This window comes from Arthrobacter sp. LFS091 (genome assembly GCF_047977885.1).
Taxonomy (GTDB): Bacteria; Actinomycetota; Actinomycetes; order Actinomycetales; family Micrococcaceae; genus Arthrobacter.
The window spans coordinates 148,864-173,376 of the sequence record NZ_JBFPFP010000007.1; the positions used below are offsets into that span (position 1 = coordinate 148,864).

Annotated in this window: 25 protein-coding genes; 10 read left to right on the forward strand and 15 right to left on the reverse strand. The window is 63.5% G+C overall.

Features of this window, described 5'->3' with window-relative positions:
- The first annotated feature begins 4 nt into the window (after nucleotides 1-4).
- Nucleotides 5-1,072 (forward strand): UDP-N-acetylmuramate dehydrogenase, encoded by a 1,068-nt coding sequence (locus tag ACNQOP_RS14575; protein ID WP_235517163.1) that lies wholly within the window; start codon nucleotides 5-7, stop codon nucleotides 1,070-1,072.
- A 46-nt stretch (nucleotides 1,073-1,118) separates the two neighbouring features.
- Here ACNQOP_RS14575 and ACNQOP_RS14580 read toward each other — a convergent pair whose 3' ends face one another.
- Nucleotides 1,119-1,598 carry a hypothetical protein gene (locus tag ACNQOP_RS14580; protein WP_235517162.1) on the reverse strand — a complete coding sequence of 160 codons (480 nt, stop codon included), beginning with the start codon at nucleotides 1,596-1,598 and terminating at the stop codon, nucleotides 1,119-1,121.
- Nucleotides 1,599-1,683: 85 nt separating this feature from the next.
- Between ACNQOP_RS14580 and ACNQOP_RS14585 the strand changes: the two genes are divergently transcribed.
- Entirely contained in the window at nucleotides 1,684-2,808 is a 1,125-nt protein-coding gene (locus tag ACNQOP_RS14585; RefSeq protein WP_416404923.1) for a winged helix DNA-binding domain-containing protein, read from the forward strand.
- 622 nt (nucleotides 2,809-3,430) lie between these two features.
- Entirely contained in the window at nucleotides 3,431-4,114 is a 684-nt protein-coding gene (locus ACNQOP_RS14590; RefSeq protein WP_416404924.1) for a DUF559 domain-containing protein, read from the forward strand.
- 23 nt (nucleotides 4,115-4,137) lie between these two features.
- Here ACNQOP_RS14590 and asd read toward each other — a convergent pair whose 3' ends face one another.
- The 9 genes from asd to ACNQOP_RS14635 all read right to left on the reverse strand — a co-directional run bounded on the left by asd (nucleotide 4,138) and on the right by ACNQOP_RS14635 (nucleotide 13,982).
- Nucleotides 4,138-5,280, reverse strand: coding sequence for an aspartate-semialdehyde dehydrogenase (asd, locus tag ACNQOP_RS14595; RefSeq protein WP_235517159.1), 1,143 nt, complete (start codon nucleotides 5,278-5,280; stop codon nucleotides 4,138-4,140).
- A 121-nt stretch (nucleotides 5,281-5,401) separates the two neighbouring features.
- Nucleotides 5,402-5,623, reverse strand: coding sequence for an NF038396 family protein (locus ACNQOP_RS14600; RefSeq protein ID WP_235517158.1), 222 nt, complete (start codon nucleotides 5,621-5,623; stop codon nucleotides 5,402-5,404).
- A 10-nt stretch (nucleotides 5,624-5,633) separates the two neighbouring features.
- Entirely contained in the window at nucleotides 5,634-6,233 is a 600-nt protein-coding gene (locus tag ACNQOP_RS14605; RefSeq protein WP_349471151.1) for a dihydrofolate reductase, read from the reverse strand.
- On the reverse strand, nucleotides 6,230-7,033 hold the full coding sequence (locus tag ACNQOP_RS14610) for a thymidylate synthase (protein ID WP_416404925.1): 804 nt from the start codon (nucleotides 7,031-7,033) through the stop codon (nucleotides 6,230-6,232). Before ACNQOP_RS14610 ends, ACNQOP_RS14605 begins: the two co-directional genes overlap by 4 nt.
- Nucleotides 7,030-8,688, reverse strand: coding sequence for a hypothetical protein (locus tag ACNQOP_RS14615; protein ID WP_416404926.1), 1,659 nt, complete (start codon nucleotides 8,686-8,688; stop codon nucleotides 7,030-7,032). The genes ACNQOP_RS14610 and ACNQOP_RS14615 overlap by 4 nt, the downstream gene beginning before the upstream one ends.
- 71 nt (nucleotides 8,689-8,759) lie before the next feature.
- Nucleotides 8,760-9,728, reverse strand: a complete 969-nt coding sequence (locus ACNQOP_RS14620; RefSeq protein WP_416405012.1) for an NUDIX hydrolase — start codon at nucleotides 9,726-9,728, stop codon at nucleotides 8,760-8,762.
- A gap of 8 nt (nucleotides 9,729-9,736) precedes the next feature.
- Nucleotides 9,737-11,986, reverse strand: coding sequence for an RNA degradosome polyphosphate kinase (locus ACNQOP_RS14625; protein ID WP_416404927.1), 2,250 nt, complete (start codon nucleotides 11,984-11,986; stop codon nucleotides 9,737-9,739).
- A gap of 90 nt (nucleotides 11,987-12,076) precedes the next feature.
- Nucleotides 12,077-13,048: a mycothiol synthase gene (mshD, locus tag ACNQOP_RS14630; protein ID WP_284986462.1), complete on the reverse strand. Its 972-nt coding sequence runs from the start codon at nucleotides 13,046-13,048 to the stop codon at nucleotides 12,077-12,079.
- 235 nt (nucleotides 13,049-13,283) lie between these two features.
- Nucleotides 13,284-13,982 (reverse strand): winged helix-turn-helix transcriptional regulator, encoded by a 699-nt coding sequence (locus ACNQOP_RS14635; RefSeq protein ID WP_090817688.1) that lies wholly within the window; start codon nucleotides 13,980-13,982, stop codon nucleotides 13,284-13,286.
- A gap of 261 nt (nucleotides 13,983-14,243) precedes the next feature.
- Between ACNQOP_RS14635 and ACNQOP_RS14640 the strand changes: the two genes are divergently transcribed.
- The 7 genes from ACNQOP_RS14640 (at nucleotide 14,244) to ACNQOP_RS14670 (ending at nucleotide 20,270) form a co-directional block, all read left to right on the forward strand.
- Nucleotides 14,244-14,978, forward strand: a complete 735-nt coding sequence (locus tag ACNQOP_RS14640; protein ID WP_257370573.1) for a permease — start codon at nucleotides 14,244-14,246, stop codon at nucleotides 14,976-14,978.
- 166 nt (nucleotides 14,979-15,144) lie between these two features.
- Nucleotides 15,145-15,744 (forward strand): FABP family protein, encoded by a 600-nt coding sequence (locus ACNQOP_RS14645; RefSeq protein ID WP_235517151.1) that lies wholly within the window; start codon nucleotides 15,145-15,147, stop codon nucleotides 15,742-15,744.
- A gap of 51 nt (nucleotides 15,745-15,795) precedes the next feature.
- Entirely contained in the window at nucleotides 15,796-16,518 is a 723-nt protein-coding gene (locus ACNQOP_RS14650) for a flavodoxin family protein (protein WP_416404928.1), read from the forward strand.
- A 22-nt stretch (nucleotides 16,519-16,540) separates the two neighbouring features.
- On the forward strand, nucleotides 16,541-17,626 hold the full coding sequence (locus ACNQOP_RS14655) for a YgfZ/GcvT domain-containing protein (RefSeq protein ID WP_416404929.1): 1,086 nt from the start codon (nucleotides 16,541-16,543) through the stop codon (nucleotides 17,624-17,626).
- Entirely contained in the window at nucleotides 17,623-18,033 is a 411-nt protein-coding gene (locus tag ACNQOP_RS14660; protein ID WP_416404930.1) for an ankyrin repeat domain-containing protein, read from the forward strand. The genes ACNQOP_RS14655 and ACNQOP_RS14660 overlap by 4 nt, the downstream gene beginning before the upstream one ends.
- A gap of 103 nt (nucleotides 18,034-18,136) precedes the next feature.
- Nucleotides 18,137-18,766 (forward strand): PadR family transcriptional regulator, encoded by a 630-nt coding sequence (locus ACNQOP_RS14665; RefSeq protein WP_257370569.1) that lies wholly within the window; start codon nucleotides 18,137-18,139, stop codon nucleotides 18,764-18,766.
- Nucleotides 18,750-20,270, forward strand: coding sequence for a DHA2 family efflux MFS transporter permease subunit (locus ACNQOP_RS14670; RefSeq protein ID WP_416404931.1), 1,521 nt, complete (start codon nucleotides 18,750-18,752; stop codon nucleotides 20,268-20,270). Before ACNQOP_RS14665 ends, ACNQOP_RS14670 begins: the two co-directional genes overlap by 17 nt.
- Before the next feature lie 77 nt (nucleotides 20,271-20,347).
- Here ACNQOP_RS14670 and ACNQOP_RS14675 read toward each other — a convergent pair whose 3' ends face one another.
- From ACNQOP_RS14675 to ACNQOP_RS14695, 5 genes are all read right to left on the reverse strand, one after another.
- Complete coding sequence (locus ACNQOP_RS14675; RefSeq protein ID WP_416404932.1) at nucleotides 20,348-21,097, reverse strand: GNAT family N-acetyltransferase; 750 nt, start codon at nucleotides 21,095-21,097, stop codon at nucleotides 20,348-20,350.
- Nucleotides 21,098-21,114: 17 nt separating this feature from the next.
- Nucleotides 21,115-22,140 carry a 6-phosphofructokinase gene (locus ACNQOP_RS14680; RefSeq protein ID WP_018776708.1) on the reverse strand — a complete coding sequence of 342 codons (1,026 nt, stop codon included), beginning with the start codon at nucleotides 22,138-22,140 and terminating at the stop codon, nucleotides 21,115-21,117.
- 189 nt (nucleotides 22,141-22,329) lie between these two features.
- The gene (locus ACNQOP_RS14685; RefSeq protein WP_235517143.1) at nucleotides 22,330-22,578 is read right to left on the reverse strand and encodes a PspC domain-containing protein; all 249 of its coding nucleotides are present in this window, start codon (nucleotides 22,576-22,578) and stop codon (nucleotides 22,330-22,332) included.
- A 48-nt stretch (nucleotides 22,579-22,626) separates the two neighbouring features.
- Complete coding sequence (locus tag ACNQOP_RS14690) at nucleotides 22,627-23,001, reverse strand: hypothetical protein (RefSeq protein ID WP_416404933.1); 375 nt, start codon at nucleotides 22,999-23,001, stop codon at nucleotides 22,627-22,629.
- A 1-nt stretch (nucleotide 23,002) separates the two neighbouring features.
- The gene (locus tag ACNQOP_RS14695) at nucleotides 23,003-24,487 is read right to left on the reverse strand and encodes a PspC domain-containing protein (protein ID WP_416404934.1); all 1,485 of its coding nucleotides are present in this window, start codon (nucleotides 24,485-24,487) and stop codon (nucleotides 23,003-23,005) included.
- Nucleotides 24,488-24,513: the final 26 nt, after the last annotated feature.

The window sequence follows — 24,513 nt, forward strand, 5'->3', positions numbered from 1 at the left end:
ATTGGTGACCCAGACGCTGCTTTCCGAATTGACCACCGCCGCTGTTGGCGGCCCCGCAGGAAACTTTGTGGAGGCCCGCACCGAGGCTGAAATCATCGACGCCGTACGGTCGGCTGACGCTGCAGGCGAAAAACTCCTCATCATCGGCGGCGGATCCAACCTCCTGATCTCGGACGACGGCTACCCCGGCACAGTCCTGAAGATCGCATCCGAAGGGTTCACAGTGAACTCCGAGGACAGCTGCGGAGGCGTGTCGGTGGTGGTACAGGCCGGCCACAACTGGGACGCCCTGGTCCAACACGCCGTCCTGCACGCATGGTCCGGCCTGGAAGCGCTGTCCGGCATTCCGGGTGCCACAGGAGCTACGCCCGTGCAGAACGTGGGAGCTTACGGCGCTGACGTATCGCAAACCATTGCGGCCGTGCGGACGTGGGACCGTGAACGCAACGCCGTGCAGACCTTCACCAACTCCGAGCTCAAGTTCGGATACCGCGACTCCATTCTCAAGCAGACCACGGTGGAGGGCTCACCGCGCTACGTGGTCCTGACAGTCGAGTTCCAGTTGCCGCTGGGTCGGATGAGTGCCCCTATCCGGTACGCCGAGCTGGCCCGGGTGCTGGGCGTGGAGGCAGGCAAACGCGCCTACTCCAACGATGTCCGCCGTGAAGTCCTTCGGCTCCGGGCTTCCAAGGGAATGGTCCTGGACGCAGAGGACCGGGATACCTACTCCACCGGCTCATTCTTCACCAACCCGATTGTGCCCGCAGAGCGCGCCGCGGGGCTGCCAGCGAACGCACCGCAATACCCCGCCGGAACGGATGGACTGGTGAAGCTCTCCGCCGCCTGGCTCATCGACCAAGCCGGGTTCGGGAAGGGCTTCGGGCTTGAAGAGGGCAGTGTTTCCGGGGGGAGGGCGTCCCTGTCCACCAAGCACACGTTGGCCATCACCAACCGCGGTTCAGCCTCAGCTGCGGACATGGTGGCGATCGCGCGCGAGGTGCGTGCCGGCGTCGTCGAGCGTTTTGGTATTGAGCTGCACCCGGAGCCGCTGTTGATCGGTGTGTCCCTCTAAGGCGCGTTCGCTGGGGGGCTCTCGGGGATCTTGCCCCTCGGCGGTCCTAGCGTGTTCGCCGCTCGGCGATCGGCAGGACCTTGTTGAGCAGCAAGAACGTCAACCCGCAACTGATGGAGCCCAGAAGGAATATCTGGCTGAACGCGATGCTCTGGGGCGAGGGACCACTCGGCATGAACAGCCCGGCTGCAGCGAAGCCCACCAAGCCCAGGAGCATGACAACTGACCCGAGCAGGAAGCTGCGGACTTGGGCGGCCGCGGCCGGGTAGAACCACGGCTCGGGGGCGTCATCATCACGATCGGACACGGGCTGGCTGGCCGCCGCTGTTCCAATGAGGAGCGCGGCCGTAGCCGTTGCGACCAGACTGACGGTTTGGATGGCCTGCATCGATGGAGAAAGGCTGACGCCGGTCCCGACGGCCACGATCAGCCCGGCACCAAGTCCAACGAGCGTGCAGAACCAGCCGGCGGTAGCCAACCACCGGCTCATCGGCCGCACGAACGGAGCGAGGTCACCAAAAAGCATGAACTCATCCTAGGTTCCCCTGCTGGGTGACGGCTGGGAGGCGCGGCAAGGTTCCCTGTGCCCGCGTGCGCTCTTAGGATGAAGCATGCCTACACCGCTGACTCCCCGCGTCATGGGCCGGCTCCGGCTCGCCAGCCAGGGCCTTCTGGCTGGTGGCTTCCCTGGCATCGCCGATGCCGTCCGCTGGATGACGGCCATGCAGGCCCAGGACCTTGGGATGGCTTTCTGGGCTGTTGGGCAACGGGTGCCCGGTGTTGCGGCCTCGGACGTCCGTGCAGCCCTCGATGCCGGGACGGTGGTTCGCTCCTGGCCCATGCGCGGGACCCTGCACCTGCTGGCACCCGAAGATCTGCGCTGGATCCTCGGTATCACCAGCGGCCGGCTGGCAATGGCGGTGGCGAGCCGGCACCGCGAACTGGCCATCACTTCCGACGACATCAGCCACTGCCGGGACATAGCGTACAAAACCGCCGAAGTCCTCAAGACAGGCGAGGGTGCCGCCGGGGCAACCCGCGAACAGCTGTTCACCGCTTTTGAGGAAGCCGGCCAGCCCACTACCTCCCAGCGGGGCATCCACATCCTGGGAACCTTGTGCCGCGAAGGATGGCTGGTCCAAGGACCCATGGCGGCCTCTGGCGGAAAAGCCGGCGTCCAGCAACTGTTTGTCCCCTTCGAGGACTGGATTCCGGAGTCCAGGGACCTGGGCCGTGAGGAAGGGATAGCCGAACTCCTCTTCCGGTACTTCCGGGGCCACGGTCCGGCGACCATCAAGGACTTTGCGTGGTGGAGCCAAGTGCCGCTCGCCGAGGCCCGCGCTGCCTTGGCAGTTGTGCGGGACCGCTTGGTTGAGCTTCAATTCCGCGGAGCCAGCTACTGGCTGTCACCCGAAGCGGCAGCAATGCTTGACGACGGCGTTCCCGGCTCCCGCTCGCTGCTGGCACTGCCTGGGTTCGACGAATACCTTCTCGGGTACCAGGACCGCAGCCTGGTTCTCGCCCCGGAGTACGCCGAACGCGTGGTGCCGGGGAATAACGGCGTCTTCAAGCGCATCATCGTTTCCGGAGGCGAAGTGGTGGGGACCTGGGCCCGTTCGGGCTCCGGGAAGAACGCCGGGGTGGTCCCGGAACCGTTTGCAGGCGAGCTTGGTCCTGCCGCCGAGCGGGCGTTCCAGGCTCAGGGACGGGCGTACCTGAAGTTCATGGCGAGCTGAGGCCGGCCCGGCCGGGTGGTCCGTTGCTGGCCCGCTGTTCCGTGGTTGGCCAGCGACGTGGGAGCGGGTTGGCAACGGGTTTGGGTGGGAAGTGGTAGGGCTGGGGCACGGGGCTGGGTTGGTCCGTTGCTGGCCCGCTGATCCGTGGTTGGCCAGCGACGTGGGTGTGGGTTGGCAACGGCTCTGGCTGGGAAGTGGGAGGGCTGGGGCCCTCCTCGGCGCCCCGACTCCGATGAGCTGATCGAGGTTGTCCACATACGGGAACTGGGCCATGGTGGGCGCTGTCTGCGCCCCGGACGATGGACAGATGCAAACAAAGAAACTTGACCACCACATCTCCCGCTTCTGGCCCGGCACCTCGGTAGCCACAACAGCAGACTTGTCCGGGCTCGGCTTTAGTGATCGGGTGCTCACAGCTGGCGTCCGCTCCGGGAAACTGATCAGGCTTAGGCGTGGTGCCTACGTCAGGGCCCAGGATTGGCATCGGAGAAAGCCATGGGAACAGGACCTGCTGCGGATAGAGGCGCATCATCGTGGCGCGCGGACAACCAGTGTCTACAGTCATGCCAGTGCCGCACGGTTGCACGGATGTTCCCCTTGGGACAGTGGTGCCCAGGTGCACGTGACCACACCGTTTTCCCCGTCCCAGGGGAGCTCTGGTGACGATGTTGTGGCCCACGGAGGTCCGCTGTCGGGTACTGAGATCGTCGAGGTGCTGGCCCCCTGGGAAAGGCCCATCCCGGTCACCAGCCTTGAGCGCACCGTGGTGGACTGTGCACGGGCCATGGACTTTGAGCGGGCTTTGGTTATCGCGGACCAAGCTCTTCGAAAGGGTGCTGACCCGCAAGCGATGCGGGATTACCTCAGCACCGGAGCGATCACGCGGGGTGCCCGACGCTTGTGGCGGATCCTGGACGCCATGGATGGGAGGTCCGAATCGGTAGGGGAGACGCGTACCCGTGCGCTCCTGGACCGGCTCGGCATCGGTGGCGCAGACCTTCAGGTAGAGGTCATGACGCCCATCGGAACCTATAGGGGAGACTTCGGTTGGAGGGACCACAAGCTCATCCTTGAGTTTGATGGTCGAGCCAAGTACTTCGACTACGCACCAACTGAGGATGTCATATTCCAGGAGCGGCGGCGGGAGAAAGCGCTTATGGCAATGGGCTGGAACGTCATCAGGATCGAGTGGGGAGACCTCAGCAGGCCCTGGGAGGTTGAGCGTCTGCTCAAAACCGCCCTGGCCAAGGCAGGAAGTCGAAAACCCGCTGTTCCGTTGCTGGGCAGCAACGGAACAGCGGGTTAGCGACGTTCAGGGGCGGACGGGTATTAGAGCTTGCCCGTCGCGATGTTGAGCATACGGCGGAGCGGCTCGGCCGCACCCCACAGGAGCTGGTCGCCCACAGTGAAGGCGCTAATGTATTCCGGACCCATTTCGAGCTTGCGGATACGGCCCACGGGGATGTCCAGCGTGCCGGACGCAGCCACCGGGGTCAGGTCCGCCATGGAGGCTTCCTTGGTATTGGGAACAACCTTGGCCCACTCGTTGTCCTTGGCCAGGAGGTTCTCAATCTCGGTGACGGACAGGTCCTCACGCAACTTGAGCGTCAGTGCCTGCGAGTGGGAGCGCATGGCACCAATGCGGACGCAGAGACCGTCCATGGCGATGTGGTCCTTGCCGGCGGTACCGTTTCCGGTGCCGAGGATCTTGTTGGTTTCTACTCCGGCTTTCCACTCTTCCTTGGACTGGCCGTTGCCGAGGTCGGCATCGATCCAAGGAATCAGGGAACCGGCCAACGGGACGCCGAACTGGGTGGCGTCAACGCCTGTGCGCTGCGCTGCGAGGACCTTGTGGTCGATCTCCAGGATGGCGGAGGCGGGATCTTCCAGTTCACTGCTGACCTCGTTGTTGAGGGTGCCGAACTGGTTCAGGAGCTCACGCATGTGGCGGGCACCGCCACCGGAAGCGGCCTGGTACGTCATGGACGTACCCCACTCCACGAGGTTGTTCTTGAAGAGGCCGCCGAGGCCCATCAGCATGCAGGAGACCGTACAGTTTCCGCCGATGAAGTCCTTCACCCCGCCGGAAAGGCCTGCGTCTATGACGTCGCGGTTGATGGGGTCCAGCACGATGATGGAGTCGTCGTTCATGCGCAGGGTGGAAGCAGCGTCGATCCAGAGGCCGTCCCAGCCACGGCTGCGGAGTTCACCATGGACCTGCTTGGTGTAGTCGCCACCTTGGGCGGTGACAATAATAGGCAGCTTGGCCAGCGTCTCAATATCGAACGCATCCTCGAGCTTGCCTGCCCCCTCAGCGAAGGAAGGGGCGGCACCTCCTGCATTCGAGGTGGAGAAAAATACCGGGTTGATGTTGGCGAAGTCGTTCTCTTCCTGCATGCGCTGCATCAGGACGGAGCCGACCATGCCACGCCAACCGACCAGTCCAACGGACGGATTAGCTGCTGTAGTCATTCACCAAGTCTAAACTTTCGGAGCGGACTGCCGCTGTTGGTTACGTCACGGGCGGGATGCACGACGACGACACCCGGCCAGGCGGCCGATCCGACCTCCACGCCCGCTTCCGGCTGGAACGCTAGTTGCCGGCTTCATGCTCCTGAACCAGAGCAGCTTTGCGTGCCCGGACGGCGAAGAATGAGCCAAACGTGAATACCTGGGTCACGATCACCAGGATGATGATGCCCACGATCTTGTTTCCGCCCAGGATCATCGTCAGGCCCACGATGGCGGAGATCAGGGCAAAGAGCGGCAGCAGCATGTAGCCCAGCACGAACAGGGTTTCGGGTTTCTTCAGCATGCAGTCGTTCCTAGCGTTCGTTCCGGCGCCACGAGGTGAACCGGTAGTTTGTGCCGTTTTTGGCGGTGAGCCAGCCCTCGGCTGGCGCCATGGTGTCAAAAGTCCAATCATCACCGAGTTCAGGCGCGAAAGTGTCGCCGTCGAAGTCGGCATCGATGATGGTGACCACTGCAAGATTGGCGAGGTTCATGGACTGCTCGAAAATCTGCGCGCCGCCGATGATCCACACCTTCTGGCCGCCGGGCGCGAACTGGGACTCCAGGAGGGCCTCGTCAAGCGAGGAAACCACCAGTGCGCCTTCTGCTTCTGGCGTGGAGGCCCATTCAGCGTTCCGGGTCACTACGATGTTGGTGCGCCCGGGCAAGGGGCGGTACTTCGCGGGGAATGACTCCCAGGTCTTGCGTCCCATGATGACGGGGTGACCGGTGGTGAGTTGGCTGAAGTGCTTCAAATCTTCCGGCAGGTGCCACGGCATGCTGCCGTCCTTGCCGATCACGCCAGCCTTGGTTTGGGCCCAGATCATTCCGATCCCGGTCATGGCGGCAGCCGTCTCCTGGGTAAAGATTACGCCGGGGAGTTGCGCGGGAACGTCGGCGGAAGGCGTGCTCATACGGCGATCGGCGCCTTGATGGTGGGGTGGTGGCGGTAGTCCACAACCTCGAAGTCATCCAGGGTGTAGTCGAAGATCGAGTCAGGTTTGCGGAGGATCTTTAGCTGCGGGTACTCGTATGGTTCGCGGGTCAGCTGCTCGGCAACCTGCTCCACGTGGTTGTCGTAGATGTGGACGTCCCCACCCGTCCACACGAACTCACCGGGTTCAAGGCCCAACTGCTGCGCGACCATGAGCGTCAGCAGGGCGTACGAGGCAATGTTGAAGGGGACGCCCAGGAACGTGTCCGCCGAACGCTGGTACAGCTGGCAGGACAACTTTCCGTCGGCCACGTAGAACTGGAAGAACGCGTGGCATGGGGGCAGGGCCATGTCCTTGAGCTCGGACACGTTCCAGGCGGAAACAATGTGTCGTCGTGAATCCGGGTTGCTGGCCAGGCCCTTCATGACCTCGGATATCTGGTCGACATGTCCACCGTCAGGAGTGGGCCAGCTGCGCCACTGGACTCCGTAAACCGGCCCGAGCTCGCCGTCCTGATCCGCCCATTCGTCCCAGATGGAGACGCCCTGGTCCTGCATCCATTTCACGTTCGAGTCGCCGCGGAGGAACCACAGGAGCTCCACTGCCACGGACTTGAAGTGAACCCGTTTGGTGGTGATGAGGGGGAAGCTTTCGGCAAGATCGAACCTCAACTGACGGCCGAAGACGCTGCGCGTCCCGGTTCCGGTGCGGTCCGACTTGTGCGTGCCGTTGGCCATGACGTCGCGCAGAAGGTCTTCATAGGGGGAGGGGATACTCACGGGTCCAGCTTACTTTGCCGGGGCGGGTTGGCCATCACGGAGTTGGCATGTCGAGGCCGGGGAATAGCCTGGATAAGTCCCCGTACAGGGGTGATGGCGGTGATGACGGCGATCGCTGCCAGCACCATTCCGAGGGTAACGGCGGGGCTTGGTGCGAGCGGATAGACCCCCGGGGTGGGCACGAACAGCTGGTACCAGGCATCCCCCGAAGTCATGAGGAGAAGGGCCGATTGCCCCAGGCAGTAGGCGCTCAGCGTCCTGATGATGCGGTACATGGAGATTGCCCTCAGGGCGGCGTCCAAGCCGGTGTCGCCGTCGTCTTCGGGGATACCACGACGCCGGCGGGCAGCAAGGATAGCAGCGGCACCTGCCGCGGCGGCCAGCAAGGTCCCGGTTACGGCAGCCGGCCATGCCGCGGCAGCGAATGGTTGCCCGGCGTGGATGGCCACGACGAAGGTGAGGGACGCAACGAACAGCAGCGCGCTGGCCAACGCGAAAGACGACAGCCCGCGGGATATTAGTCGTAACGGCCACCTGACGGGTGCCTCAAGGGTTCCGTAATTTCGTCCGATGAGAATGTCTCCTCCCCAAATGGTTACCAGGAGGAGTGCTGTCACCAGCCCGAGCGCAAGGGGTGCGACCCACGAATTTTGGGGTTGGCTCAGCGCGTACCTTGCAACGAAACCCGCGACTGCCGCCAGCCCTCCAAGAGTGCCGAGTGCAACGCCGATGCTGATGGTGAGCCGGGCTGCTCCGTGAGTTCCGGGGTGAGCACGGAGGGCCCATACGCTGGTGGACTGCCCTGCAGTGCAGAGCGAAGGCATGCGGGGAACCGGCCACCACAACATCACCAGCAGTACCGCCATATTGACCACGCCCAGGGCATTGAACCAGGACGATTGCCACCCGGATCCGGTTTCTGGTTGTGCCGCGAAATTCCCGGCAATGGTGGCAAGCCCGGCCGCAATGGTTGCCACCGTGCGCAGGAGCCGGTTGGCCGCGATGCGACGGAGGGTTCGGTCGTCGTCGGCGTCGAGCGCTTCCAGCTGGCGGCGGCGCCCGATCAACCACAGCAACAGCAGGGTGCCGGAGGCGAGGACCAGCAGCGCGCCTCCGAGCCACGCGGCCAGCTCCCAGCCCGGAATCCTGCCGTCCTGTCCTTGACCGTAGTATCCGGTGTCGACGTCCTGGGGCTGCAGGGTAGCTGAAGGGGCAACCGGGGTGTGTCCGGGAAGGGTGGCAACCCACGCTAAGACCACGGCCGTGAAGGCGAATATCGATGTGGTGGTCCAGGCGAGCCGTTGGGGGACGAAGTCCCGGAGTCGCCCGCCCGGGCGTCCGGCAAACCTGCGTTGCCCCTTGGTCGTTGGATAGCTGAACTGGCCCAGGGAATGGATGGCGAGGCAGGCGAGGATGGGCCATGCCAGGGCGGTGCCAATCTGTTCAGGAGTTGCTTGAGCAGCCGACACGGTTGGGTTTCCGGGCAGGATCCCGGCGTTCATGGCCCCTTGGAGCGAGCTGGCCATCCAGCCGATGATTCCCACCCAAAGACTATGCGAGGCCAAGGACCGGGCATTGGGCTTTGACCAGACCAGCATCCGAAGGAACAGGTACACCACGACAGCCCCGATACCCGGTCCCAGCACTGCAACCACAACAAGACCCCCAAGTCTTTGAAACGAAGTTCATACGATTCGTCACAAAGAGCCGGGGGTCAAGTCATACGTCAGTCGTCGAAGGGTTTGACCTGCTCCACGGAGACGATCTTCCGTTCGGCGCCCCGCGCTACCTGGCACACGATGACCTCGCCGGGGGCCAGGTAAGGGTCCGCGCCCGGCAGGACTGCCCGTAAAGCCGAAGGCATGTGCTGTCCCAATTGCTTCAAAGCCGTAGGCAGTGCAGGTCTGTGCGTGCACACAGCTATGGGCACCTGTTTGTCGAACAACGACTCAACAGCGGCCGCAGTCTTTTTAGGGGAGCGCTGATGGTGGTGTTCCGTGAGGGCTTCCACCAGCTTCACCTTGGCCCCACTGGCTTTGGCGTAGGGTGCGATGGTGGCGACGCACCGCACCCATGGGCTGGTGACGACGCGCTGGGGCTTCCACACGCCGAGGAGGCGCTGGACTGCTACAGCCTGCCGCTGGCCGGTTGCCGCCAGCGGCCGGTCACCTTCGGCCTTGGTCCATGAGGACCGGGGCTTTGCCTTGGCGTGGCGGATCAGGATCAAAGGCCACGTGTCCAGCTCGCCACGGACGTGCGCCTTTTGAAGGTATTCCAGTGGCTCCACATCGCTCGGGTTGCTCAGGAATGTGGCCGCCCGGTCCGGGGTGCACCACATGACGCTGTCCACCTCTTTCCCATCAGGGCGCAGCTGCGCGCCGTTGACTTTGATGGCCCAGTACCGGACCACCTTCAGCCCGGCAGCCACGTGGTAGTGGATGGGTGGGAGCGGGATGCCCAGGGTGGCCTGGAGCCCGATCTCTTCCCAGACTTCGCGTGCGGCGCATTCGGGAACCGTTTCGCCGGCGTCGAGCTTTCCTTTGGGCCAGGACCAATCGTCGTAGCGCGGCCGGTGGATCAGGAGCACCTCAAGGGCACCCTTGTTGAGCCGCCAGGGGATGCCTCCGGCCGCAACAACGGCCACCGACTCGCCAGGGTGATCTGTTTGATCGGCCACGGGGGTATCGCTGTTCAACTGCTTCTCTACCGCCGTGCCGATGCTCGCTGCCGGGAACGCGATTCCAGGAGCCATGACTGCATATCCAACAGCGGTTTGCCGTCGGCGTCCAGGTGATGACGCGTCCAGTGCCCTTGGTTGTCCAGGTGCCAGCTCGCTGTTCCGTCGTCAACGTAGCGGCGCATCAGGTCCATGACCGTCATTGTGTCTTCCTTGCTTGCCAACTGCACCAGGGCCTCCACACGACGGTCCAGGTTGCGGTGCATCATGTCGGCCGAACCGATGTACACCACGGGCTCGCCACCGTTCCCGAAAGCGAATACGCGGGAGTGTTCCAGGAACCGGCCAAGGACGGAGCGGACGGTGATGTTCTCGCTGAGTCCCGGAACCCCGGGACGCAACGAGCAGATACCGCGGACGACGACGTCGACCTTCACGCCAGCCTGCGAGGCGCGGTACAGGGCATCGATGATCGCTTCGTCCACCATCGAGTTGACCTTGATCTGCACCAGGCCGGGGATACCTGCACGAGCATTGCGGATCTCGGTTTCAATCCGTTCCACCAACCCGGCACGCACGGACCGGGGCGCCACCAGCAGCCTCTTGAACGTTGACTTGGGCGCGTAGCCGGAGAGCTGGTTGAACAGCTTGGACAGGTCTTCGCCGACCTGTTCGTTGGCGGTGAGCAGACCCAGGTCCTCGTAGTACCTTGCAGTGCGCGGGTGGTAGTTGCCGGTTCCGATGTGGCAGTAACGGCGCAGGCCGTCCACCTCCTGGCGGACAACCAGCGACAACTTGCAGTGCGTCTTCAGTCCGACGATGCCGTAGACCACGTGCACGCCTGCCTGTTCCAGCTTCCGTGCCCAGGAAATGTTGGCTTGCTCGTCAAAGCGGGCCTTGATCTCAACCAGGGCCAGAACCTGCTTGCCTGCCTCTGCGGCGTCGATCAGGGCGTCCACGATGGGGGAGTCGCCGGACGTCCGGTACAGGGTCTGCTTGATGGCCTGCACCTTGGGGTCCGCCGCAGCCTGCTCCAGGAAGGCCTGGACCGAGGTGGAGAACGAATCGTACGGGTGGTGCAGCAGGATGTCCCTGCGGCGCATCGCGGCAAAGACGTTGGCTGCCTTGGACGTTTCAGATTCGTTCAGGTACCGCGACGTGTGTGGCACGTGCTTGGGGTAGTGGAGGTCGGCGCGATCGATGCCGCTGATCGCTGACAGCCCACGCAGGTCCAAGGGTGCCGGCACGGAGTAGACCTCGGACTCCTCGACGCCGAGCTCACGGATGAGCAGTGCCTTGATGTTCGGGTTGATGTCCGTGGTGACTTCCAGGCGCACGGGAGGACCGAAACGCCGGCGCAGCAGTTCCTTCTCCAGGGCCTGGAGGAGGTTCTCGGCGTCGTCCTCTTCAACTTCGAGGTCCTCGTTGCGGGTGACGCGGAAAGTGTGGTGCTCCAGGACTTCCATGCCGGGGAAGAGCTTGTCCAGGTGCACGGCAATAACTTCTTCGAGGGCGATGAACCGGGCCACGCGTCCGGGGATGGCGCCGGCACGCGGACCGTCCACGGAGATCAGCCGGGGGAGCTGGTCCGGAACCTTGACACGGGCAAAGAGTTCCTTCTCGCTGACCGGGTTACTGACAATGACAGCAAGGTTCAGGGAGAGCCCGGAGATGTACGGGAACGGGTGGGCCGGGTCCACGGCCAGGGGCGTCAGGATGGGGAAGACCTTCTCCTGGAACATGGCGCTGATGCGGTGGCGGGCATCCTCATCAAGTTCATCCCAGTGCATGATGTGGATGTGCTCGTAGGCCAATGCGGGGCGGATTTGTTCAGCGAAGACCCGCGCGTGGCGTTCCTGCAGCTTGTGGGCCTCCTCGCTGATCTGCTCCAGTACCTCGATGGGGCTCAGCCCGGCGGGGGACGGGACCGCCAGCCCGGTAGCGATACGCCGTTTGAGGCCAGCCACGCGAACCATGAAGAACTCGTCAAGGTTAGAGGCAAAAATGGAGAGGAAATTGACGCGTTCCAGCAAGTAAAGGTCCGGATCTTCGGCAAGTTCCAGGACCCGGGAGTTGAACGCCAGCCAGCTCAGCTCGCGATCAAGGAAACGGTCCGGGGAGATGTCCCCTTCAGGCTCCAGGCTTGGTGCGAACTCAGGAATGTCGATGCGGTCTTGTGTGGCACGCGAGGCCGGGACCTCCGATGATCCGAAGCGCGGAGGCAACGTAGCGCCCTTCGAGGTGGATCCGGCGGTGCCGACGGGGTCCGGCTGCATGGGTTTCTCCTAAGCTCAGGACAGGGTTTCCTCCCACATTACAAGCAATTCGGGTGCCCGAATCCAAGATGTCCCGGCATTCGCACCAGGTTAATCCTTGGCGACCGGACCGTACATGACATCGGTGTCCCATCGAACGAAGCCAAGCTTCTGATACAGGGCTACCGCAGCCTCATTGTCGGCGTCCACGTAAAGCATCACAGCGTGCAGGCCCTTGTCCTGGAGATAGGTGATCCCGGCCACGGTAAGGGCCTTGCCGAGGCCCATGCCTTGGGCTGCCGGGGTCACCCCCACCACGTAGACCTCGCCGATGGCCGGGTGCGGACCCTGCCGCGGATGGACCTTGGTCCAGTGGAAGCCCAGCAGTTCACCGTCGTCATTGACGGCGAGCAGGAAGCCTTGGGGGTCGAACCAGTCCTCGGACTTGCGGGCCTCAAGGTCCGCCAGAGTCATCGAACCCTGCTCGGGGTGGTGTGAGAACGCCGCCCGGTTGGCGTCCAGCCATGCCTGCTCATCCTGGCCCGGGACGAAGGCGCGCAGCGAGACCCCGTCTGGAAGGCCGGCGTCGGGCAGTGCAGAAGCAGAAGACATGAGCCGCATCTTCCACAGCTCACGCACCGGCCGATAACCGAAACGGGTGGCAAGCCCGGCAGCGGCTTCATGGTTTCCGTGGGACCAGGCGCTGAGGCCGTCCAAGCTCCGCTTTTCCTGGAGCGCGGCCAGCAGCCGGCCCGCTACCCCTTGGTTGCGGTAGCTCGGGTGGACCGCCAGCTCCAGCACGCCGCTGCCGTCGGGGCCTTCAACCACGACGGCGATCCCCGCCAGATCTTCTCCGGTCGCCGGATCTGAGTCCTCGTCCGGGGCGTACACGGCCAGTGACAGAACCGAGGATTCCCCCGAGTCGGCGCCGCGCAACATCACCAAGGTCTGCTCCGAGAGGGGAGGATTCCCATCGGATTCCTCCGCTGCAGCGGCAAGGGTGGTGAAGTCCTTGAGGAGTTCGGCGTCCAACGCGCCGTTGACGATCAAGACGGGCCAGTTCTCCGGGTGCGCGTGACTCATGATGCAAGGCTATACGCCACGGGCAAACAGCGGGATTTGAAGTAACCGCTAAACAGGGATAGTCTCTATATCTCGTTCGGCTTTGCGGTAGCCCGCAGCAGTGAACGCGAGGGGGATCCACCAGTGGGGTGGCCTCGATACGTTCGACCCGTATGTCCTCCACAACAGAGCAAGGAAAGGCCGGAATCCGCAGGGATTCCGGCCTTTTCCGTATCAGGTCCGCATCAAAACGTGCTCAGGCTTCGGAGAGTTCGTCGTCGGGAAGGCGAACCAACGTCAGCCGGTAGCCGACGTTGCGGACGGTGCTGATCAGGTTTTCGTGGTCTACGCCCAACTTGGCGCGAAGGCGCCGGATGTGGACGTCCACTGTCCGGGTGCCCCCGTAGTAGTCGTAGCCCCACACTTCGGTCAGCAGCTGTTGACGGGTAAAGACGCGCCCTGGGTGCTGTGCCAGGTACTTGAGGAGTTCGAACTCCTTGAAGGTCAGGTTGAGCGGTTGGCCGTTGACGCGCGCTGTGTAGCTCGCCTCATCAATAACGACGCCGGCCGCCCGGATCTCTGTCTGGGTTTCCTCTTCGCCGGTGACGGCCCGCGCCATGGCCAGGCGGATGCGGGCCTCGACCTCGGCCGGTCCCGCGGAGTCCAGCACGATGTCATCAACAGCCCACGCCGACGAGACGGCAGCCATGCCGCCTTCGGTGAGGATCAGCATCAGGGGTGCGCTGAGGCCGGTGGCCTTGAGCAACTGGGTCAGGGAGCGGGCACCCACCAGGTCTTTACGGGCATCCAGGAAGACGATGTCCGTGGGATCGGTTTCCAGCAAGGCTGTGGGTTCCGCCGGGAGGATGTGCACACGGTGGTTCAACAGTTCCAAGGCAGGCAGAATGTCCACCGAAGAGCCGGTGCTGTTCGTTAGGAGCAGGATGTGCGACATAGTTCCTCCAATGGGCTTTACGCGCATCATCGGGCGTCGAAACCGGAGTCTCACCGGTCGGTCACAGCACGCAGGCCGCCTCTTCCCGTTGTAACGGGATCAAGGCATACACTGTGCGCCGTTGAAGTCTGAGTATACCCACCCGGGCCCGGCCAGACAGGGATTCGTGACGGGCAGGGGGCGGAATTACGACATATTGGCCTGGGTTAAGGCAGGATTGTCGAGAGGTCGTAAGGCGCATCGGATTGAGGTCGGCACACAGTGAAGTCTTGGAGCATCGGGGTATTCGGACTCGTGGCGCTCGCAGCCATCGTGGCCAGCACCTTCGTTTCCCGGGAAGCCATGGTGGGCGTGGGCATCGTGGCCTCTGCAGCCGTGGGCATCGGGTGGCCGCATTTCCTGGCGGTTCCGGCCAAGAAGACCCTGGCCGCCGTCATTGGGCTTTCGGGTGCGGGATCGGCTGTGGCCGCGGCTTACATGCCGGCGCCGGGTTTCCTGGATGGCGCCCCCGCTTTCGTTGCTTTGGGCGTCATGGCAGTTTTCGTCGTCCAGCTTGTCCGCGGCACGGGCCAGGCCCAACGCCTCGAATCGACCCTTGGCTGCTGCGCCGGCGTCCTGCTGAACTGCCTGGGCGCAGGCTGGATTGCCGGTGCACGTTTCAACGGGGTCAAGGAAATGGTCCTCGTGGCAGGGCTGAGCGCTGCGGTTGCCCTGCTGGTGGGAATCATCCGTTGGCCCGACCGTATCGTGGCCCCGCTCGGCGTGGTCATGGCGGCCCTGATGGGTCCGTTGGCCGGCCTTGTCTTCTCGGACATCGCAGTGCTTCCCGCAGCGCTGGTGGGTGTCGTCGTCGGATCGGTGCTGGTCAGCTTCCGGCGGATGACCACGTTGCGGCGCGGCCGGCTTAACCTTGCTGCCGCGATTGGCATGGGTGTCGCACCCGTATGGGCCGTGGGCGCCTTGGCTTACTTCATCGACAAACTTCTCATCTACTAACGGTTAGGATGGCATCATGTCTGTTCTCGCATATGAAATCTTCTTCCTCGTTCTCCTCGGCCTGGCAAGTGTCGCGATGGCATGGTTTGCCGGCTATGTCGTCTACCGTCTGTTCCAGGGCCAGAAGTAGGACCTTTGGTCCTGCAGTCCAAGCAAGGTTGCCGCTGTGCCTATTGAGATCCCAACTGACCTGACGCCTGAACTCGTCCCCCTTTCCTGGCTCATTGGTGAGTGGGAAGGCCGTGGACGGCTAGGCAGTGGAGACGAGGATTCCGAGCACTTCGTCCAGCACGTCTCCTTCACCCACAACGGCCTTCCGTACTTGCAGTACAGGGCCGAAACCTGGCTCAGCGACGACGCCGGCGCAAAGCTGCGCCCGTTGACGGTTGAGACGGGTTTCTGGGCATTGGAGCGAAAGCTTGAAGAGGGCGACGGCGGCCCGGGACTGATCCCGGCCGACATCGTCCCTGTGCTCAAGACCGCGGACGAGGTGGAGGAGCGCCGGAACGACGACGGCGGCTTCGACATCTCGGTGTCCATCGCTCATCCCGGTGGCATCACCGAGCTCTACTATGGCCAGATCAAGGGGCCCCAGATCCAGCTCAGCACCGACATGGTGATGCGCGGAAGCCACTCCAAGGAGTACACCGCAGCAACCCGGATCTTCGGCCTGGTTGACGGCAACCTGCTATGGCGCTGGGATGTTGCTGCCAGTGGCAAGGCCCTCGAAGCGCACGCCTCGGCTTTCCTCAACAGGGTTTCCTGACAAGAGGTCTCACTGTACGTTCCGCCTAGCAACCAGCAAAAGGAGCAGATAGTGAACACCAACCTCAAGCCCCAGGGCTACGAGGGCCTGAAGGCCGTCTTCTTCAATGGCACCCTCAAGCCCTCGCCGCAGTTGAGCAATACCGACGGCCTGATCAGCATCAGCCGCGCCATCATGGAAAAGCAGGGCGTTTCCACCACCCTCATCCGCACGGTGGACCACGACATCGCCAGCGGCGTCTACCCGGACATGAGGGAACATGGTCGGGCGACGGACGAATGGCCCGAGCTCTACCCCGCAGTGCGCGATGCCGACATTGTGGTGGTTGCCGGTCCTATTTGGCTGGGTGACAATTCATCGCAGACCAAGAAGCTGATCGAACGCCTGTATGCCCATTCCGGCGAGTTGAACAGCAAGGGTCAGTGGGCGTTCTACCCGAAAGTCGGCGGTTGCCTCATCACTGGCAACGAAGACGGCATCAAGCACTGCGCCATGAACGTGCTGTACAGCCTCCAGCACGTCGGCTTCACGATCCCGCCCCAGGCCGACGCCGGGTGGATCGGGCCCGTGGGTCCGGGCCCCAGCTACCTGGACGAAGGATCGGGTGGCCCCGAGAGTGATTTCACCAACAGGAACACCACGTTCATGACGTGGAACCTCCTGCACATGGCCAAGATCCTTCGGGACGCCGGCGGGATCCCCGCGTACGGCAATCTTCCGGCGGAGTGGAAAGCCGGCACCCGTTTTGATTTCGAGAATCCGGAATACCGTTAAGCCGCAAGGACTTCTACTACATATGACTTACAAGAGCCCCCTGTTGTCGCGCCCTGGCGCGGTCGAAGATACCGGCCTCGACGCCGGTGTCGCGGCGCATTACGGTGAACCCCTGCGGGAGCAGCGCGCCCTGGCGACCGGAACCGCCGTCGTCGATCTTTCGCATCGCGGGGTGGTGACTGTGTTCGGCCCGGACCGGCTCAGCTGGCTCAACACGCTGTCGTCGCAGCAGCTCACCAATCTGCAGGCCGGCGTCTCAAGCGAGTTGCTCCTCCTCAGTGTCCAAGGCCGCATTGAATTTGATGCCCGGGTCATTGACGACGGCGCGACCACCTGGCTGATCGTCGAGGCGGCAGAAGCAGGTCCCTTGGCCGAGTGGCTGAACAAGATGAAGTTCATGCTCCGTGTCGACATCCAGGACGTCTCTGAGCAGTGGGCGGTGGTGGGTGCCACCAAGCCCGTAGAGCAGTTGTCGTCGAGCCTGGTGTGGGAAGATCCGTGGCCGCATGTCGGCCCGGGCGGCTACGCCTACAGCATCGTCCCGGAGGAGTCCCATCCGGGCCTCGAACGGCCCTGGTTCGAGTACCTGGTCCCGTCCGCTGAGCTGGAACATGCCGTGGCTGGCCTGCCGTTGGCCGGCGCGATGGCCGCGGATGCCCTCCGTGTTGCTGCGTGGCGGCCAAGGCTTGGCGCTGAGACAGACGAAAAGACCATTCCCCACGAATTGGATCTCCTCCGCACGTCCGTCCATTTGAACAAGGGCTGCTACAAGGGCCAGGAGACCATCGCGCGGGTCCATAACCTGGGGCACCCGCCGCGGCGCCTCGTCTTCCTGCAGTTGGACGGTTCGCAGCACACGTTGCCGGCAGTCGGCAGTGTCGTATTTGCCGGGGAACGCAAGGTGGGTACCCTGACATCTGTGGCGCAGCACTTCGAAATGGGGCCAGTGGCCTTGGCTGTCATCAAGCGGTCGGTGTCGGCTGAAGAAGACCTGACAGTGATGGACGGTGACGAGCCTTACGCCGCTGCTCAGGAAGTGATCGTCGCCCCCGACGCCGGCCAGGTCGTCGGGCGCCAGACCGGATTCCTGAAGGGACCCCACCGATGAGCCAACCCACCAACGCCGGTACCGAGGACGGCGCAGACGACGACGCCTTGGCACTCGCCCACGCTCTGTTCGATGCTGCCCGTGAAGGAAACACGGACTTACTGAGGGGCTACTTGGATGCCGGTGCTCCGGCGAACCTGACCAATGCCGCAGGGGATTCCCTCTTGATGCTGGCCGCCTACCACGGCCACGACGAGGCCGTGCAGCTGATCCTCCATCACGGCGCCGACGTCAATGCGGCCAACGACCGCGGCCAGACGCCACTTGCCGGCGCTGTTTTCAAGGGCTACACCAGCGTCGCACGGGTCCTGCTGGATGCGGGTGCGGACCCCGACGCCGGTCAGCCCACCGCCCGTGAGGCTGCCGCGATGTTTGCCCGGGCGGAGATCCTGGCACTCCTGGGCTGAACCACCACCAAGACGGCCCGGTCGCCATGGCGGTCGGGCTTTCTTGCGTCATACTATTCCACGTGGAATAGTTGTTGTGGAATATATGAGGGGAAGACGCTGTATGCCCAAAGCTGCAGAACTGACGCCACTTGGTGTGGCGTCGTTGGCTCTTCTGGCCGAAGGGCCAATGCATCCGTACGAGATGTACCAGCTGCTCATGGCCCGCCATGAAGACCGGCTGGTCAAGGTTCGTCCGGGTACGCTGTACCACTCGGTCGGCCGCCTCGAGGAAAACGGACTCGTGGAGGCCACCGGAACCGAGCGGGAAGGTAACCGGCCCGAGCGGACGACGTATCGGATTACGGATGCCGGCCACCAGGCCTTGGACTCGCGGCTGCAGGCCATGCTGTCCACGCCCGTCAATGAGTATCCGATTTTCCCCCACGCAATCGCCGAAGCCCACCACCTGCCGGCCCTGGTGGTGGCCGAATTGCTGGAACAACGGGTGGTGGCACTCACCGCCGACCTCGACTTCCTGGTCCATGCCGAGGACGTCGTGACTGGCAAAGGACTGGACCGTAAGTACTGGATTGATATCTCTTACCAACAGGCCATGCGCCGTACGGAGATTGCGTGGATCCGCGGTCTCCTCGAGGAGTTGAGCAGCGGGCAACTGCCCTGGGATGAACCCCGGCCAACTCCTGTCGAACTTTCAAACAAGCCTAAGGAATCCCTTGGAAAACGTAGCTAAACCGTGGCCCGCGCTGTGGTCACTCGTCGTGGGGTTCTTCATGATCCTCATCGACACCACCATTGTGTCGGTCGCGAATCCGCGCATCATGGAGGGCCTCAACACCGACATCAACGCCGTCATCTGGGTCACGAGTGCCTACTTGCTGGCCTATGCGGTGCCCCTGCTGATCACCGGCAGGTTGGGTGACCGGTTCGGTCCCAAGAACCTCTACCTGATTGGCCTGGTGGTCTTCACCCTGGCTTCCTTGTGGTGCGGCCTCTCAGGTGATGTCACCATGCTGATCGCCGCCCGCGCTGTCCAGGGACTGGGTGCTGCCATGATGACACCCCAGACCATGGCCGTCATCACCAGGATCTTCCCGCCGGACCGTCGGGGTGCCGCCATGGGCCTGTGGGGCGCCACTGCAGGCATGGCAGTCCTCGTTGGCCCCATCCTCGGTGGTGTCCTGGTGGACAGCCTCGGATGGGAGTGGATCTTCTTCGTCAACGTTCCCATCGGACTCGTCGCCTTCATCCTGGTGACGCGTTTCGTGCCGAAGTTGACCACGCACAGCCACACCTTCGACGTCGTCGGAGTGCTGCTTTCCGCCGTCGGCATGTTCCTGCTGGTCTTTGGTATCCAGGAGGGACAGACCTACAAGTGGGGCACCGTTTCCGGTGTCATTTCGGTGTGGGGACTCATCATTACGGGACTTGTTGTGCTGGCCCTCTTTGTCGCATGGCAGTGGATTCTTGAGCGCCGCGGCGGTGAGCCATTGCTTCCGCTGGGCCTGTTCAAGGACCGGAACTTCTCGCTGGGCAACACCACCATCATGGTCGTTGGCTTTACTGTTACCGCGTTTCCGTTGCCTACTATTTTCTACTACCAGACGGTTCGCGGCCTGACGCCTACGCAGTCGGCGCTGCTCATGATCCCCATGGCCGTGATTTCCGGTGCGCTGGCGCCGTTCGTGGGCAAGCTGATCGACCGTGCCAACCCGCGGTGGTTCGCAGCCTTCGGCTTGCTGTGCTTGTCGGGTGCCTTGTTCTGGACGGCGTCCCTGCTGGGTCCTGATACGCCCATCTGGATGTTCCTTTTGCCGAGCGCTCTGCAGGGTGTTGCCAATGGCTTCATTTGGGGCCCGGTCTCCAATGCCACCACACGCAACCTGGATCCCCGCCAGGCTGGTGCTGGTTCAGGTGTCTTCAACACCACTCGCCAGATTGGTGCTGTACTGGGTTCGGCCGCTATCGCTGCCTTGATCCAATCCCGCCTGGCCGCGGAACTGCCGGCAGCACCGGCCGGTGCACCGGCCGGCGAAGCGTCCATGGGCGGCGTCCTGCCGGAGTTCCTCCACGCAGGATTCTCGACGGCGATGAGCCAGTCAATCCTGCTGCCCGCCTTTGCCGTCCTGGTCGGCGCTATCGTGGCGTTGTTCTTCGCGAAGCCGAAGTCCGTATCAGGTTGGGGTGGCAAGGCTCCGGCACAAGCCGAGGAAGCGAACGCCGAACTCCAGAGCTAGCAGTGGTGTTCTTGTGCAGCTGACGTGCTCATTGGCGCTTCTTTGGGCCGTCAGCTGTACAAAACTTCCGCGAGGAGTCAGCCGAGCCGAACGCTTGCGTGGAGACCGCCCGTGGCGAAGCCAAGGTGGCGGGCCATCGCAAGTGCTCCGGTGTTGCTGACGTCGGACTTCCATTGGAGCGTAAGGCCAGCTGCGAGGGCTTCGTGGGCGGCGATGGAAGCAGCCAGTGTTCCCAGTCCGCGCCGGCGCCATGGCGGAGCAACCAGCACACCCATGTCGGCCAGTATCCCCTCCCACTCGGAGTAGGCTCCGCAGGCTACAGGCGTGGATTGCTCATCTGCCGGATTCAGGATGGTGAACCGGTGTTCAAGGCCTTGGAGCCCCACTTCGTTCACGTCATCCGGAGGGCACAGCCCTTCTAGGAGGATGGCTTCGGGGTTGCCCGGGGAGACCATGAGGTCGTCCGAGGGCTGTTGGAGCGGCAGATCGTCGGCGAAGAACAAAGCCGACGATCCCAGTCCGTGCCCCCCATGTGAACGGGTGAGGGTCAACAGCGTCACATGCTGTGCGAGGTCCGTGTCCGGGATCCCTGCTGCCGCGTCCAGTGCCCATTGCGGTCCCACCAGGGCTGACACCCCGAACAACCGCAGAAACACAACGTCCCGGGCGGACTCGTCCACACGGGTGATTCTGTGGGCAGGTTCTCCCGGGGCAGCCCCGGTAGAGGCGAGCCTGGTAGCGGCGGTGGCGAAAGCGTCGTCGTCGAGCCCTAAATGGCGAGCCCACGCCAGCTGGATAATTGCAGCGGACGTGGGCTCTAATGTCATGGATTCAGCCTAGCGGACTAGCCGAACAGGACTGACGCTTCGTCGTAGCGGTGCTGGGGCACAGTCTTGAGCTTGCCCAGGGCCTCCTCGAAACCGACGTGCGAGATGTCCGTTCCCTTGAGGGCGACCATGGTGCCCCAGCGGCCTTCAACCACGGAATCGATGGCGGCCATGCCAAGGCGGGTCGCCAGGACACGGTCGTAGGCGGTGGGGACGCCGCCGCGTTGGATGTGGCCCAGGATAGTGGCACGTGTCTCGATGCCCGTGCGGGCCTCAATCTCGGGGGCGAGCTGATCGGCGATGCCGCCAAGCCTCGGACGGCCGAAGGTGTCCAGGCCGCGTTCGGAGTGCGGGGATTCCATGTGGTCAGGTACGAATCCTTCGGCCACGACCACCAGCGGCGCACGGCCGCGGTCGTGGGCTTCCTGGACCCACTCGGTGATCTGTTCGATGCTCGCCTTCTGTTCCGGAATCAGGATGGCGTGCGCACCGGCCGCCATTCCAGCGTGCAGGGCGATCCAGCCGACGTGGCGGCCCATGACCTCGGCGATCATGCAGCGGTGGTGGGATTCACCGGTAGTGCGAAGCCGATCGATGGCCTCAGTGGCAATCTGCACGGCTGTGTCGAAACCAAAGGTGTAGTCGGTAGCGTCGAGGTCGTTATCGACGGTCTTGGGGACGCCGACAATTTTCAGGCCGGCATCCGTGAGACGCTTGGCAGCAGCCAGGGTTCCCTCGCCGCCGATCGCGATGATGGCGTCAATGCCCAGGCGCTCCATGTGCGCCTTGATGACGTCCGGGCCGCCGCCGTTTTCGAAAGGATTGGTCCGGGAGGTGCCCAGGATGGTTCCGCCTTGCTTGGCGATACCGCGGACCATGGTGCGCGGGATGTCGATGACATCACCTTCAACAACTCCACGCCAGCCGTCGCGGAAACCCACAAACTCCTGGCCGTGGATCGCGATGCCTTTGAGGACTGCTCCGCGGATCACTGCGTTGAGGCCGGGGCAGTCGCCGCCGCTGGTAAGAATGCCAATTTTCATGTTTGCTCACTCATGGCTTGGAGGAATACGTCAGAGCGCCACGCTGAGCTCCCCATGATTGTAGACGGGCATGTGGGGTGGGACACAAACGGTTACTTTTTAACCTGGCCGTGCGGTATTGGAAACCTGCCTGAAAACAAGCAAAAGCGCCCTGCCGGCAGGCAAGGCGCTTCTCTGCGATTCAGGCTATTACCTGGAACGCTGGCTAATGAAGGATTCGAGGGCGATTTTGCCCTGCTGGTCCGGCAGGATGAGCCAAGCCAGGATGTAGACCACGAATGCTGGCCCTGGGAGCAAGCAGAAGAGCAGGAACGCGACGCGGACGTACGCCACGTCCACGTTGAGCTTGGCTGCGATCCCTCCGCAGACGCCGCCCAGCCAACGCTGTGGCCCACGCTTCAGGCCGAAACCCCTGACGATGCTGAAGAACTTGTCCATGGCTACACACTTCCTTGTTGTGGATGCTTTGTCACGTGCACGGCCAAGTCACCGTGCCGAACTCTTTGATTTGGCTGAACCCTTGCGGGCGGACAAAAGGCCGCCGACTATTAATGCCGCACCGGCTCCAATCATGAGGCCGATCAGCACATAGGTGCCGTTCAGTGCCACCCAGCCAAGAGTGGAAACGACGATCAGGGCGGCCAAGGCGATGACGATCAAACCCCACACCATTGTTCCGATCCTGGCCTGGCGAGGCCCATCGTCGTCCTTGGGCTCCACCCGGTACGTGGGTTCCAGCGGGGGCGTCAAGGGAATCTGCTGGAGCTGCGGCTTGGGCAGGGCCTGCGTGGGACGGGTTTCCTTGGGCAGGGCCTCGGTCGGTTGTGCGTCGCGTGCCTCGCCTGGCTCGTTGGTACCCATGTCAGTTTCCTTCCTGGATGGTCACGTTGCTGAACGTGCCGTCAATTTTCACCACAAGGTTGGCTCCGGGCTTGTCCGTGTTGTAGACGGTGGTGTCGTCCTGGAGGCGGCCGCCGCGGTCAGAGCCGCGTTCGTTGAGGTTTCCGAAGGTCATGTCCGCCTTGACCTCCACGGGCACGTTGTCCGGGATAACAACGGTCACGTTGCTGGCGGTGGCGTCCACGGGGACCACCACTTCAGAGATCAGGGGCGCCGCCAGGGTCATATCGCTCAAGTCCAAGCGGCCTTGGGCTCCGGTGACATTGATGCCCTGGCGCGCCTGCTCCAGGCTGGTGGGTGCCCAGTTTACGTCGTGGAAGCTGAAGCGGTCGCCGTTCCTGGGAACCACGTTGAAGATTCCGCCGATGATGAGTGCCACGATTGCCAGGAATCCCAGGAACCCCGATGTCCGTCCACGGAGACCTGCCACCAGGATGCCGATGCCTAGGACCGCAGCCCCCGTGGCCCAGACCACGGCGTTTGCGGAGTTGCCCAGCTCAATGACGTTACCGGCGTCGAGCGCCTTCAACGTTCCGCCGGCCAGCAGCGCGGCACCGGCAGAGACTGCGACGATCGCGGGACCCGGTCCCTTACGCTTCGGGGCAGCTGGTTTCTGCTGCCATCCCTGTGGGGGAGTAGGTCCGGACGGCGGAACAGGGCCGGATGGTGGAACAGGGCCGGATGGTGGAACAGGGCCGGAACCGTAGTTGCCGGACGGATTCGGACGCCCGTGGTGCGTGGTGCCGGCTTGGGCCGGGCCGTAAACAGGAACGCCGGTGTTGGTGCCCGTCGCCGTCGCGGCGCTGTAAGTGGTGGGCGTGCCGTAGGCGGGCGAACTGCCCGGAGCCGTTGCGTAGTTTTGCTGCCTTACGGGCGGAGTCCCCTTCGACGCCTTATTGCGTTGGACCAGGAAGTAGATCAGGTAGAAGACGCCGCCCACCCAGAAGAGGGTCCAGAACAGGCCGGGCAGTCCATCCCATCCCCAGCCCCAGAAACCGCGCCCCAGGCCCGGCAGGCCGATGATGGTAGTGATCAGCGCGCCCGTCATGCCACCGGACCAGCGGCCCGCTGCAGCTTCCTGTACGTGGATCCGGCCATCGGGTTCCGGCAGGAGTGCCCAGGCAACGCCATAGAGGAGCACGCCCACGCCCGCAAAGAGCGCCAGGACAATGAAGATGCCCCTCACGATCAGGGGGTCGATGCCGAACCTGTGGGCTACGCCGCTCGCGACGCCACCGATCCACCGGTCCGGACCGCGGCGGATGCCCTGGCTGCGGATCCAGTCGAAGAAGTTCTGCTGGGCAGGGGACGTGTCCCCGCTGGTGGGGGCGCCCTTTCCGCCCTCGGGACCCGTGCCCGCAGGAGCACCGGTGTAGGCACTGGAGCCGGACGGGCCGGCATTGCCAGGCGTTCCGGGTTCCTCTGGGTTCATGCTGTTCGCGTTCATACTTCGATCCTGCCGTTCCGCGCCCC